At 49.6% G+C, this 13,936-nt stretch carries 11 protein-coding genes; all 11 read left to right on the forward strand.

The window, feature by feature from the left end; translation table 11 throughout:
* Positions 1-355: 355 nt before the first annotated feature.
* Positions 356-955: a riboflavin synthase gene (locus tag IKG78_RS04655; RefSeq protein ID WP_290940052.1), complete on the forward strand. Its 600-nt coding sequence runs from the start codon at positions 356-358 to the stop codon at positions 953-955.
* The gene (locus IKG78_RS04660) at positions 942-2,189 is read left to right on the forward strand and encodes a bifunctional 3,4-dihydroxy-2-butanone-4-phosphate synthase/GTP cyclohydrolase II (RefSeq protein ID WP_290940056.1); all 1,248 of its coding nucleotides are present in this window, start codon (positions 942-944) and stop codon (positions 2,187-2,189) included. The genes IKG78_RS04655 and IKG78_RS04660 overlap by 14 nt, the downstream gene beginning before the upstream one ends.
* 1 nt (position 2,190) lies before the next feature.
* Positions 2,191-2,658, forward strand: a complete 468-nt coding sequence (gene ribH, locus IKG78_RS04665) for a 6,7-dimethyl-8-ribityllumazine synthase (protein WP_290940059.1) — start codon at positions 2,191-2,193, stop codon at positions 2,656-2,658.
* Between the two features lie 2 nt (positions 2,659-2,660).
* Complete coding sequence (gene nusB / locus IKG78_RS04670; protein ID WP_290940062.1) at positions 2,661-3,101, forward strand: transcription antitermination factor NusB; 441 nt, start codon at positions 2,661-2,663, stop codon at positions 3,099-3,101.
* A gap of 5 nt (positions 3,102-3,106) precedes the next feature.
* A complete protein-coding gene (locus IKG78_RS04675) occupies positions 3,107-6,190 on the forward strand; it encodes a DUF2723 domain-containing protein (RefSeq protein ID WP_290940065.1) in 3,084 nt (1,027 codons plus the stop codon).
* A 15-nt stretch (positions 6,191-6,205) separates the two neighbouring features.
* A complete protein-coding gene (locus IKG78_RS04680) occupies positions 6,206-7,144 on the forward strand; it encodes a glycosyltransferase family 2 protein (RefSeq protein WP_290940068.1) in 939 nt (312 codons plus the stop codon).
* A 34-nt stretch (positions 7,145-7,178) separates the two neighbouring features.
* Entirely contained in the window at positions 7,179-7,892 is a 714-nt protein-coding gene (locus tag IKG78_RS04685; protein WP_290940071.1) for a polyprenol monophosphomannose synthase, read from the forward strand.
* Between the two features lie 168 nt (positions 7,893-8,060).
* Entirely contained in the window at positions 8,061-9,713 is a 1,653-nt protein-coding gene (locus IKG78_RS04690; RefSeq protein WP_290940074.1) for a glycosyltransferase, read from the forward strand.
* A gap of 64 nt (positions 9,714-9,777) precedes the next feature.
* Positions 9,778-10,035 (forward strand): Trm112 family protein, encoded by a 258-nt coding sequence (locus IKG78_RS04695; RefSeq protein WP_290940077.1) that lies wholly within the window; start codon positions 9,778-9,780, stop codon positions 10,033-10,035.
* The gene (locus IKG78_RS04700) at positions 10,035-12,767 is read left to right on the forward strand and encodes a tetratricopeptide repeat protein (protein ID WP_290940080.1); all 2,733 of its coding nucleotides are present in this window, start codon (positions 10,035-10,037) and stop codon (positions 12,765-12,767) included. Before IKG78_RS04695 ends, IKG78_RS04700 begins: the two co-directional genes overlap by 1 nt.
* On the forward strand, positions 12,767-13,867 hold the full coding sequence (locus IKG78_RS04705) for a PilT/PilU family type 4a pilus ATPase (RefSeq protein WP_290940083.1): 1,101 nt from the start codon (positions 12,767-12,769) through the stop codon (positions 13,865-13,867). The genes IKG78_RS04700 and IKG78_RS04705 overlap by 1 nt, the downstream gene beginning before the upstream one ends.
* The last annotated feature ends 69 nt before the right edge of the window (positions 13,868-13,936 follow it).

Genomic DNA, 13,936 nt, shown 5'->3' on the forward strand with positions numbered 1-13,936 from the left:
TATAAATAAATTAAAAATGGTGCCGAGCAGATTTTGTAGAACCCCTTACATGTAAAAAATTACATTTTCAGCAAAAAATTTACGGTTGCTTAGAGAATTTCTAATTTTAATGGGTCGCTTTGGGTGATTAGTTGCCGCAATATTCGCCTTACGCATTTATCGCTTCGCTCAAGTTCTAAATGCTCGCTTCGGTCATGTCCAAATGAATTTGGCCGCGACTCTCAGCTTACGCATTTGTCGTCTCTCATCTAAAATTCTATATGGCACTCCTTTGGAGTGCATATAGTGCGGCTAGGCCATGCCAACGCAATACTTGTGTTGGCGCGGCGCTCGCCTTTTTCTATATTTGCCGCGTATGTTTACGGGTATAATTCAAGCAACCGGCGAAATCGTTTCCCTTGAAAACAGGGGAGACGCGCTTACCATGCGCATGAAGTCGCCGGGATTCTTCAAAAACAGCAAACTGGGCGACAGCATCGCCAATAACGGTGTGTGTCTCTCGGTCGAAAGCTGCACAGATGACGAGGCGACGTTCTGTCTTATGCACCAGACGGTCGTGAATACGTCTTTTAAGCAGGCAAAAGTCGGGGATCTCGTGAATCTCGAGTATCCTTGCCGTGCCGATAGCTTTATGGGCGGACATTTTGTCATGGGGCATGTCGATTGCACTACCGAAGTTTTGCGTGTTACTCCGCGTGAAACGGGCGTGGAAGTCGATTTGGCTCTGCCAGCTGACTTGCGCCGCTATGTCATCCGTCGTGGATCCATCTCCTTGAACGGCATTAGCCTTACGGTGGCCGAAAAAGGGGAGGATTACATCCGCGTTTGCATTATTCCCGAAACGCTCGCTCGCACGAATCTCAGGAACTGGGTGCCCGGCACTGTGGTGAATGTAGAAGTCGATATGCTGGGCAAATATATTGAAAACTATCTAAAGGAACGTGACCTTGCTTAATACGATTGAAGAGGCCATTGAGGATTTCAAGAACGGCAAGTTCTTGGTCGTGGTTGATGACGAAGACCGTGAAAATGAGGGCGATTTCATTATCGCCGCCGAAAAGATTACTCCCGAAAAGGTGAACTTCATGCTCCACGAGGGGCGTGGCGTGCTTTGCTGCCCGCTTCCGATTTCTCGCTGCCGCGAATTGAATCTCACGCGTCAGACTGCCGAAAATACCTCCATGCTCGGGACGCCGTTCACCGTCATGGTCGATAAGCTCGAAGGCTGCACCACGGGTGTTTCTGCCCATGACCGTGCCGCAACGATTCAGGCTCTTGCCGATCCGAATTCCAAGCCATCGGACTTTGGCCGTCCGGGTCACATTTCTCCGCTTTATGCTCAAGAAGAAGGTGTTTTGCGCCGTGCAGGCCACACCGAGGCAGCTGTCGATCTCGCAAAGCTTGCCGGACTCCGCCCGGCAGCCGCTCTCATCGAAATCATGAACGAAGACGGCACGATGGCCCGTATGCCGCAACTCCAGGAAGTCGCGAAGAAGTTCGACCTCAAGATTATTTCGATTCGCGACTTGATTGATTATCGCCTGAGAAACGAAAAACTGGTGCAGCGCGTGGCCGCTCCGCACGTTTCGACCAAGTACGGCGACTTTACGGCTTATGCCTACCGCAGCAAGACCGACGGTGTCGAGCATGTGGCGTGGGTTGCGGGTAATCCCGATTTTTCAAAGCCGGTTTATGTGCGCGTTCACAGCGAATGCCTCACGGGCGATATTTTCGGTAGCCTCCGTTGCGATTGCGGTGACCAGCTTGCCGCTGCGATGAAGTTCATCGGTGAACATGGCGGTGTGTTCCTCTACATGCGCGGTCAGGAAGGCCGTGGCATCGGTCTTTGCAACAAGCTTCGTGCATACGAATTGCAAGAAAAGGGCTTGGATACGGTCGAGGCGAATTTGCACCTCGGGTTCAAGTCCGACTTGCGCCAGTACGGTACGGGTGCCCAAATTTTGGCAGACCTCGGCGTGAAGGAGATGCGACTCCTCACGAACAACCCGAGCAAGATTTCCGGCATTTCCGCTTACGGTCTCAAGATTGTGGAACGCGTGCCCATCGAAGTCAAGCCGAACAACATCAACCGTTTTTACCTGCGCACTAAGAAAGAAAAGATGGGCCACGAGCTCCATCTCGACAATGCCGATCACGGTGCCGCCGAAGTTTTAGATGAAGGAAAATAAGATGAAAGAATTCAAAAATTCCCTCAATGGTTCTAACATGAAGGTCGCGATTGCCGTCGCTCGTTTTAACGAAGTCGTGACGGACCGCCTTCTCGAAGGTGCCGTCCGCGAACTCGAAACGCTTGGCGTTGCCGCAGACGATATCGCTGTGGCTCATGTGCCGGGTGCTTTTGAATTGCCGGGCGTTTGCCGCAGGTTCGTGGATTCTGGCAAGTACGATGCTGTGATTGCTCTCGGAGCTGTTATCCGTGGCGAAACGGGACATTACGATGTGGTCGTGAACAATTCGACGGGGGGCATTGCCTCTCTCGCCGCCGAAGGCAAGATTCCCGTGATTCTCGGAATTCTTACGACGGATACGGTTGACCAGGCGATGAACCGCGCTGGCCTCAAGGCTGGGACCCTCGGTTGCAACTGGGCGAGAACCGCCGTTGAAATGGTAAATCTTTACAAGCAGATTGGGAAATAATTATGGCACAGATTAGTTTTAGACCGGCTCGCGTCTTTGCGATGCAGTTGCTCTATGCGATGGAAATTTCTGGCGGTACGGTAGCTGAAGCTCTCCCGGGCGTTCTTGAAGCCCAGCCGCTTAAGGACGATATGAAAAAGTACGGCATGAAGCTTGTCGATTTGGTGCTTGCCCACAAGTCGGAACTCGATGCCGAAATCGAAGCATGCTCCGCCCATTGGGGGATTGAGCGCATGGCGACTCTCGACAGGATTATCATCCGCATTGCGATGGTCGAACTTTTGTATGTGACCGAAGTTCCGTTCAAGGTGGTCGTCTCTGAAGCAATCCAGATTGCGGCAAAGTTCAGCACGGACTCTTCGAACTCTTTTGTGAATGGGCTTTTGGCAGGATTCATGCAGAAGCGTGGAATGGTTGTAAACACTACTAAGAAGGATGCTTAATCGCTATGAAGATTAACGAAAAATGGTATAAGCATATTTTTGCTGGCATTGCTGGCTTTATTGCCTTGATCGTCTATATGATGACGATGGCTCCGACGGTCTCGTTCTGGGACTGCGGTGAGTTCGTCGCTTGCGCCAATACGCTTGGCATTCCGCACCCTCCTGGAACGCCGTTCTTCGTGTTCTTTGCCCGTGCGGTGATTCTCCTTTTGCCGTTCGTGGGTGAAATCGCGAAACGCGTGAACTACATTTCCGTGGTGAGTTCTGCGGCTACCGTCTATGTGACGGCCCTCTTTGCGTGGGAACTTTTGGCGACAGTCCTCAAGACAGATAACCTCGCCGAAAAGATTTCTGAAAAGATGCGCACGTTCGTGCTCGGCACTGCCGCTCTTGTGGCTGGCTTCCTCCTCACGTTCTCCGATACGTTCTGGTTCAACGCGGTTGAAGCTGAAGTCTATGGCATTGCCATGCTCATCCTCATGCTCGTCTCTTACCTTGGTCTCGTGTGGTACAACAAACGCGACGAAGAAGGTAGCGACAAGATTCTCATTTTCATTTGCTATATCGCATTCCTCGGCGTGGGCGCACACCTTTATACGATGCTCACGGTTCCGGCTGTGTTTGTTTTGCTTCTTGTGGCTCAGCCGAAAAAGATTGTGGAACGCCTGCCCATCTGGATTACGGGAACGCTCCTCTGCTCTGTTATCTACATGGTGTCTGCGTTTATCGAAATTTCTTTGTTCTGCTTAATCGCTCTTTCTGTTATCGTCTTTGTGCCGGCGATTTCTGCCAAGTTCAATCCGAACGTGAACAAGGCTTTTAAGCTTTCTCTCGCTTTCGCATTCTTTGCATTGGTCGGCTACAGCACGCATCTTTACATTCCTATCCGTTCGGAACTCAACCCGACGATTGACGAAAACGATCCGGAACTCAACATCCGCGACGAACAGGGCAACCTCCAGCTCAGTAACCTCTTCAACGCCAAGAACTGGGACGCTTTCAACGCGTTTATTGAACGTAAGCAGTATGGCTCCGAAAGCATGATTTCTCGCGCCTTCTACCGTCGTTCTCGCTTGGCTCATCAGGTGCTCTCTTTCCCGAGCATGAGCTATGGTGGTTACCAGATGGCTCAGTATTTGCCGACCAAGGTGGGCGGGGTGAACTATGCTAACGGCGTTTATACGTTTGATGCTTCCGAGAATGAACCTGTGGAACGTTTGGGGATGACTTTCCCGACGCAGATGACGTTCATGGGCGACAATATCCCGATGCAGTTGTTCTTCTTCTTGCTCTTTAACGGCCTGCTTGTTGCGACTTGCGTCTATGTTTATAAGCGCAATAAACATGTCGGTATTTTTATTTCGACGCTTTATGTCCTTTGCTCTCTCGGCCTCTTGTTCTACATCAATTTTGCGGATGGCTCTCGCATGGAACAGCGCGACCGCGATTACTGGGTAAGCGCCATGACCCGCAATGTGGCTGACTTGAACGCCGCTGGTGCAGGCATTTCTTCGCTCCCGGATCCGAACGAACTTATTGACCTTCGCCAGACGATTGACTATTCTAAGTTGGCTATTGAACGCCTCCGCATGCGTAATGCATCAGAATCAAAAATTGCGGATTTTGAAAAGAAAATTACTGAAGCCGAAAATACCACGGCATGGAAAAACTGGCAGAAAATCGAAGAGAGCTTCGCTCGCTTTGGCCAGCGCGCTCCATTCCCGGAAGCTGTTCACATGGAAGTCCGTGAACGTGACTACTTCTACACGCCGGCGTTCATTTTCATGAGCTTGATTTACGGTATCGGCGCTGGCATTCTCGTATTGCTTGCAGCGACTAGCGCTTCGACAATGGCTTTTGCAACTCCGATTGCCGCAGCTCTTGTGCTAGTCTCGTTCCTCGTTCCTTGCATTTCCAACTACAAGGAACATGATCGTTCCGGCCTCTGGGTTCCGTGGGATTATGCTTACAACCTCCTCAACAGCTGCCGCCCGAACGCAATTCTTTTCACGAATGGCGATAACGACACGTTCCCGTTGTGGTTCGCTCAGGAAGTTGCCGGAGTCCGCAAGGACGTTCGCGTGGTGAACCTCTCCTTGGGCAATACGGATTGGTACATCAAGCAGATGCTTGTAAACGAACCGATTCTCAAGCTTTCTTACACCAAGGAAACGATTGATAGCGACATGGTGCTCGATAACAGCAGTGCTAGCAATCCGAACCATCAGGTCTCTACTTGGGTCCGCAAGGCTGAAACCCTTAAGCCGAAGCTGAAGGAACGCATCGACCAGATGGAAGCTGCTGGCCACCTTTCCGCTGCCGATTCTGCAAAGCTTCTCCAGTTCAAGGTGAACTACCAGGTTTGGGATGCCTTTACGGATTGGGCCAAGAGGTATCGTTCCGGCATGATGCTCACGCAGCACAAGCTCGTCATTGATCTTGCTTTGCAGAATATGGACCGTCCGATTGAAATTTCGACAACGGTTGGCACCTCGAACTTCATGGGCCTCGAAAAGTACATGATTCAGGAAGGCATGGTGTATAACCTCGTGAAGGGCGATTTGACTCCGCGTCCGAATTCCTTTGACGCAAAGAAGACCGCTGCCCTTATCGACTCTGTGTATAAGTTCCGCGGTCTCGGCGATGGTACGGCATACATCAATTCCGAAACGGAACGTTTGCTCAGCAGCTATGTTTCGCTCTATTTGCAGATTTCTTTCGATGCCCGCGAAAAGATTGCTGGACTCATCTCGAAGAAGCCGTTTACCAAGGCCGCGAGGGCCGAAGTGGAACGCATTGCAAACGATGCTGCCAAATATCTGGAACTCGGCATGACGCAGTTCCCGAGAGAATGGCGTAACTACTGGGCTGCTTCTTATGTCTATGCTTCTGCCGGCATGAAGGCTAAGGCTCTTGATGTCGTAAAGCGCGGTCTCGAAAATATTCCGGCTTACGATGCTCCGGGGCAGAGCCGCCTTGCGATGAGCCGTCAGCAGATTGAAGCGATTTCCGATGAATCGCTTAAGGTTGATGATGATCCGGCTCCGAGTGCTCCGGCTGCAACGGACACTCCGGCTGCGACCAACTAGTTTCGAGGTTTTGTCATGGATTTGAGCTTGGTGATCCCTGTTAAGGAAGAAAGTGAAAACCTTCCTGAGTTGTTTAAGGAAATATGGGCGGCCATTGAACCGACGGGTATGAAATTCGAGGTCATCGTCATTGATGACGGCAGCCGCGACAGTACTTGGGAGGTTGTCGAAAACCTCGCCAAGGAATACAATATCCGTCCGGACGCATCGGTGAACGCTTTCCGTTTCCAGTTCAACTGCGGCAAGGCGGCTGCCCTCGCTCTTGGTTTTTCCAAGGCCCGAGGCAAGTTCGTCGCGACGCTCGATGGCGACCTGCAGGATGACCCGCTCGAAATCCCGAAGATGATCGAAATTCTTGAAAGCGGTTATGATCTCGTGTCCGGCTGGAAAATCCGCCGCTTGGATCCGTGGCACAAGACATTACCGTCCAAGTTGTTCAATTTGACGGTTTCTATCGTTTGTGGTAAGCGCTTGCACGATTTCAACTGCGGCATCAAGGCATACCGCTGTTCTGTCGTTCGTTTTATCCAGCTTTATGGCGACTACCACCGCTTTATCCCGGTGATGGCCAAGTGGCAAGGCTTCCGCATTACCGAAATGCCGGTTGCGCATCGTGCCCGTGTTCACGGAGTCTCGAAGTACGGCGTTTCTCGCTTGGTGAGCGGGTTCCTCGATCTCGTCTCGTTGATGTTCATGCGTAGTTTTTCTTCAAAGCCACTGCATTTCTTTGGGCTTTTTGGGCTATTGTTGCTCATTTTAGGCCTTGGCATTTGCGGTTACTTTGGCTATGAATGGATACAGACCGGAGCGATGCACGTTCGACCGCTTTTGCTTGCTGGAGCCTTTTCGCTTGTGATGAGCGTCCAGTTTTTCTCGCTGGGACTCCTTGGCGAAATGCTGACGGGCAATAGAAAACGTACTTATCCCATTTCGGAGACGATTGGTGAACTGTAATTTTGTATAGATTTGTGTTATAGTGAGGTATTTAATGGCGTTCCCTAAGAGTTTAGTAATTGTTCCTACGTACAACGAGAAGGAGAACATTCTCCTGATTATGTCCGCAATTTTGGAACAGAATGAATGTCTTGAAATTTTAGTGGTGGATGACGGCTCGCCGGATGGAACCGGTGACCTCGTTCAGGCTGAAGTGGACAAGAATCCAAGAATCCATTTGCTCCGCCGCAAGGGGAAGATGGGGCTGGGTTCTGCATACGTGATGGGCTTCAAGTGGGCTCTCGAACGCGACTACGAACGCGTTTTCGAAATGGATGCCGACTTTAGCCACAGCCCAGCGGACTTGAACCGATTCCTTGAAACTGCCGAAGACGCGGACCTGGTGCTTGGCAGCCGCTATCAGAATCGACGCATCAGCGTGGTGAACTGGGACCTCCGCCGTCTTATCCTCAGCTATGGCGCAAATGTCTATACCCGCGTTGTGACTCGTCTCCCGATCAGCGATGCGACGGGCGGCTTCAAGTGCTTCCGCCGTGAAGCGTTGCAGGCTTTGGACCTCGACAAGATGAAGAGCGACGGTTACTGTTTCCAGATCGAAACGACCTTCAAGATTTGGAAAAAGGGACTTCGCGTGAAAGAAATCCCCATCATCTTTACGGACCGCACCCGCGGTACCTCCAAGATGAGCGGCGGCATCATCTCCGAAGCTTTCTTCCTCGTTCTGAAACTGCGACTAGGTTTAGCTTAATTGAATAGTGGTTGGTGGTTAGTGATTAGTGGTTAGGATTGTGATAAGAACGTTCCTTTTACATTCCTGTTTACTAGCCACTTAAATTTTCCTGTTTACTAACCACTGTTTACTAACCACTTCCTACTTCCTACTTCCTACTGTCTACTTCCTACCGACTACTAACCCATGCTTTCCTGTTCCGTCATCATCATTTCGTATAACTCTTGCGATTTTATCCCGGCTTGCCTCAAGTCCGTTCGTGACGCATGTGAGGGCATTGATTCGCAAATTATTGTTCTGGATAACGGTTCCAACGAACCGATTATTCCTGAAATCAAGAACTTCTTCCCCGAAGTGGAATGGATTGATTCCAAGGAAAACTTGGGCTTTGGTAAGGGCTGTAATTTAGCAGAGAAGCATGCGACCAAGCCGTATCTCTTCTTCATCAATCCCGATACGATTATTTCGAAGAACGCTTTCCGCGAAATGCTCCAGTTTATGGAAGAACATCCGGAAGCGGGCACGGTCGGTTGCCGCATTTTGAACGAAGATGGATCGCTCCAGTGGGCTTGCCGCCGTTCGTTCCCGACGATTGTTTCTGCGGTATCCAAGACGATTGGACTTGCTGCGCTTTTTCCAAAGAGCAAGCTGCTGGCTTCTTACAATATGACGTATGCTGACCCGGACGAGATGATTGAAGTCGATGCCGTGAGTGGTTCGTTCTTCTGCATCCGTCGCGATGTCTATGAAAAGCTGAACGGCTTTGACGAAGATTACTTTATGTATGGTGAAGACTTGGACCTCTGTTTTCGTACAAAAGAAATGGGTCTCCACAACTACTACACTCCGGTCACGAACATTCTGCATTTCAAGGGCCAGAGTTGCCGCACACGCCGTTGGGGGTCTTACGTTGATTTCTACAAGGCGATGCTTATCTTTGTTAAAAAGCACAAGGACCTTTATTTTGTCCCGAACTTCCTCGTCTCTTTCGGTATTTTATTTGCTGCGTTTGTGGGCATGTTCTCGCGCCTGATCCCAAAGTTCTGGAAGATGTTCCTCGACTTGGGCGTGGTGGCTCTGTGGGCGTTTTTCATCCTTTGCTATGAAACAGGCGTGTTTTCGACATGCTTTGATTGTGCCGAAAAAGGCGATGTCATCATTCATTCCGGTTCAGAAGACTGGAGCCTTGCTATCTTAGCCGTTGTTTTGAACATTGTGTTCCTCATGTTCCGTGGGGAATATACGGTGTCAAGTCTTAAGGGCGAAAAGTTCTTGCGTTACTTGATCCCATTGAACTTGCTTGTTGTCGGTGGGTATTCGGCGTTCCGCTACTTCACTCAAACTCCAATAGTCGATGGAGCTACAACTTATTTGCCATACGATTCCCACTGGATTACATTTGCTGTTTGCTCCAGTCTCTTTATTCCGTTCGCTCTCCTTGCATGGCGCCGCGTTGCGTTCTGGATAAATTATTTCTACCGTATTTTTGCCAAGAAACGTCATCGTTCTATTCTGCTGGGTGGCCGCGAAGATTCCCTCAATAACTGGTTCGACAGCTACAACGTCATCCCTGGGATTGAAATTCTCGGTTGCGTGAGTTCTGAACCTGAAAACGTAAGCGAGATGAACCGCCAGCACCTGTTGGGCCCACTTTCTCAGATGGAAAACATTTGCAACCGTACCGGCTGCCGCGAACTCCTTGTGGTCTCGAATTTCTCCGGTTATCGCGAAAATTTCGACATCAGCTGGCTCGATAAGCTCGGTATGTGTGTGTATTTGTTGATTGGAAACGGAAAAAACGGCAATTTTGCCCTTGTAAACCTTAAATATCTTCGTTAAAAACGCCCTTTTTTGTAAAAATTGTGTTATTTTTTTTATGAAAAAAACGCAATAAAAAGGTTTTATGCTCGATTCTAAATTGTTAAGTATTCTTTGCTGCCCCGAAACTCGCGAGCCGCTGTCGGAGGCGGGCGAGGATTGCATCGCTCTTTTGAACAATGCTGTTGAGGCTGGCTCTCTCAAGAATGTAGCCGGCGAAGCTATTACCGAACCCCTGACCGAAGCGCTTACGACTCCTGATGGTTCCCGAGTCTATCCGGTTCGCGAAGGAATACCTGTACTTTTGGCGGATGAAGCTATTCTTCTTCCATTGGAGAAATAATGGCTATTACGTTGGATTCTCTTAGAAAAACCGTAAAGAAGAACAAAGGCAAATCTCAGGCTTTGGCTTGGCTTGCCGATATGGAACGTGCTTCTGGCGACTATGAAGCCGCTCTTAAGCTTGTTGACGATGCTCTTGCGGCCTCGCCGTCCGATGTTCCGGCCATGCTGGTCCGAGCAAGAATCCTTGCGGGACAGCAGGACTATGCTGGTAGCGTCATGGAATACAAGAAGGTGCTCGCCAAGGACCCGTTCTGCTTGTCCGCCCATAAGAGAATGGGGGAGGCCTACGATCAGTTAGGCAAGACTACTGAACGTAACATGTGTTTCCGCCGTGTCCATGACATGGATCCTTTGGATTCTTTCTGGAAAGAAGAATACGATGTTCTTCCTGAGGAACAGGAAACAGATTTGGCTGCACCGCCAATGGATGATAGTTCGTTTACGATGGATATGGATTCCGAATCGGGTAATCTCGAGGGTGAAGACAACGTCTTTGCGAATTTGGCTTCATCCATGCCGAATTCGGACGAAGAAGACAATGCTTCGATGGACGACCTCATGAAGTCGTTGAATTCTGCGGCTGATGGTGCTGTCGAAGAAAGTGATACTCAAGATCAGTCTTACGAAGGCAACGATGTTCTGAGTACATCTGAAGTTTCGTCTGCGATTACAGGCTTCCTCGGTGGTGATGATGATTTGGATTCTGCCGAAGATCAATCTGCTAGTGCTAGTGCGAACGCATCTCCGTTCTCCTCTGCAAATGCCGCAGCTGTGAACTCCGCTCCCAAGTCCGACGAAAATCTCTTTAGTTTAGATGCAACTCCCGAACCGGAAAGTCAGCCGACGAACGTCGATGATGCATTCTCCTCGATTTTTGGCGATGATGATTTGCCCGAAGAAAAGCCTGCAGAGGCAAGCGATTCTCTGAGTGACTGGAGTCCGTCTGCAACTCCGGCAGCAGAAACAGCAGAATCTCTTGAAACACCTAAGGAAGAAGACAAGGAAACGAATGTCGATGATGCATTCTCTTCGATCTTTGGTGACGATGATTTGCCCGAAGAAAAGCCTGCAGAGGCAAGCGATTCTCTGAGTGACTGGAGCCCGTCTGCAACTCCGGCTGCAGAAACGGCAGAATCTCTTGAAACACCTAAGGAAGAAGACAAGGAAACGAATGTCGATGATGCTTTCTCTTCGATCTTTGGTGACGATGATTTGCCCGAAGAAAAGCCTGCCGAAGAAACGTTGGCCGCAAAAACGGACGCTCCTGTGGAAGAATCTTCTAGCGAAGAATCTTTTGGTGGTTTGTTTGAAAAATCCGCTGATGCTGAATTTAGTTTAGATGAAAAACCGACGGAATCTGTTTCTGAAGATTCAAATAAAGTTTCAGAAGAGAGTTCGATTCCTTCGTCACATATGGATTTTTCCGATGATGAAGTCGCTTCCATTGATGCCCCTAAGGAAGAGGACAAGGCGACAAACGTCGATGACGCATTCTCTTCGATTTTTGGTGACGATGACGTTTTCGAGGAAAAGCCTGCGGAAGAAATGTTGGCCGATAGGCCTGTCGAACAAACTGCGGAATCTGTAGCGGCTCCTGTAGAAGAACCTGCGGCTGAAGAGGATTCCTTTGGTGGCTTGTTTGAAAAGTCCGCTGATGCCGATTTTAGTTTGGACGGAAAAGAAACCGCTGCTGTAGAAAGTCCGGTCGCCGAAGCTCCTGTGGCTGAAACTGCGGCTCCTGCGGATTCCGAAATTAGCGAACCGGAAGCTACAAAATCCGAAGAACTTTCTGCTAGTGTCGATGGTGCTTTCGATGCACTTTTCGAAGATGAGAAAAATGATGAAGCTCCGATTGAAGATGCTTTTGCCTCTGCTTCTCCTGCTGAAGCGTCGCAGCCGCTCCCGGTCGAAGACTTCTCTTTGAATAACGACAATCTCGAATTGCCGACCGAAACAAAGGATGCTCCTAAGGATGAAAATATCGCCGATGAAATGGGTGGTGCATTCGCTTCCATGTTCGGTAATGAAGATGACCTTTCTTTGCCAGAGGAAAAGTCAGAAGCTTCGACGGATTCAGCGACTTTGGCGGAAACATCTTCTGAGGCTTCAGAGAGTCAGGAATCGACAAGTGCGGCCATCGAAGAAGATGCCGTTAAGGATGTCGATGAATCCTTTGATAGCATTTTCGGAGCCGATGACGATTTGCCGGAAGAAAAAGCGGATTTTGCTTCGGCGGCGCCTGCTGCTCCAGTAGAAACCGCTCAGACAGAAAAAGTGGCCTTGACTACCGCAACAGATATGGTTGCAGAACAAGCTGCTGAAGAAAGTCACCCCGCTGAAAAGCAAGAGGCTCCATCTGCGGAACTGGATTCCATTGATTCAGAAGTTTCAAATGCGTTCAAGGGCTTGTTTGACGAAGACGATACTTTGACCGAATCAGACGAACCAAATAATAAAGGCGTTGATTACTTGATGTCTGGCGATTCCGATGACGAAGTCGCTGCAAGTCTTGTCAATAACGCTGACGCTCCGCTTTCTCGTGGTGCAGCTGATTTGGACGATAGCCTGAATACGCGCACTCTTGCTGATATTTATATGGAGCAAGGTGTCTATAACAAGGCTCTTGATATTTATGCGGATTTGGTCAAAAAGAATCCGGATAATGCTGAGATTAAGTTTCGTTATGATGAAATTGAGAAACTCTGTCGTGAAAAGTTTGGAGAAGCTTAATGGCTGAACTTCGCATTGAACAGCTCTTGCGTGAAATGGTCAATCGCAAGGCGTCTGACTTGCATCTTCGTGTGGGCGTGCCGCCGGTATATCGTATCAATGGTGCCCTGACAAGACTTTTTGATGTTCGTATTGATAGCGTCATGATGGATTCGTTCTTGGACGATATCATGAACCGTGACCAAAAGCAGCGTTTTGAAGCGAATAAGGAATGTGACTTTGCTGTGGGTGCCCGCGATATGGGACGTTTTCGTGTGAACGTTTTCCGCCAGCGTGGTACGATCGCTGTCGTGATTCGTCATATCAAGGCGACGATTCCTCCTTTCGAAGACCTTCACTTGCCCGAAGTCATTCGCGATTTGGCACTTACCAAACGTGGGCTTGTGCTTGTGACGGGTACGACCGGTTCTGGAAAATCGACGACGCTTGCTTCGATGATTGATTACATCAACCAGAAAGAATCTGTCAACGTCATCACGGTTGAAGACCCGATTGAATACCTTTATAAGGATAACGTGGCGATTGTCTCGCAACGTGAAATCGGTGTGGATACGCTTTCTTATGCAAACGCTTTGCGTGCTGCCCTCCGTCAGGACCCGGACGTGCTCCTCGTGGGCGAAATCCGTGACTTGGAAACGATGCAAATTGCATTGACGGCTGCTGATACGGGCCATATGGTGTTTGCGACTATCCATACGACGAATGCTGTTGAAACGATTCACCGTGTGCTTTCGATGTATCCGCCGCACCAGCACGACGAAATTCGTTTGTTGCTTGCAGAAGTTTTGGCTGGGATTATTTCGCTCCGTCTTTTGCCGACGAAGGATGGCAAGGGGCGTGTGCCTGCTGCTGAAATTCTCGTGAATACGGGCGCCATCAAGGAATATATCCAGGACAAGGATAAAATTGACATGGTGGAACAGGCCGTTGCCGAAGGCCATATCCAGTACCACAGCCAAACGTTTGACCAAGCTCTCTTGGAACTTTACCAGAGTGAGCAGATTTCGCTTGAAACGGCTATGAACGCCGCTACGAACCGTGACGACTTCGACCTCAAGATTCGTGGTATTTCCGGTACCTCTGACCGCGGCTGGATGTAGTTTAGACGAAAGATCGCTTCGCTGGTAGACGAGAGAGGCGAATGCTGTAAAATTGAAATTTGAAAAAGG

It is taken from the genome of Fibrobacter sp., from assembly GCF_017545445.1.
GTDB lineage: Bacteria > Fibrobacterota > Fibrobacteria > Fibrobacterales > Fibrobacteraceae > Fibrobacter.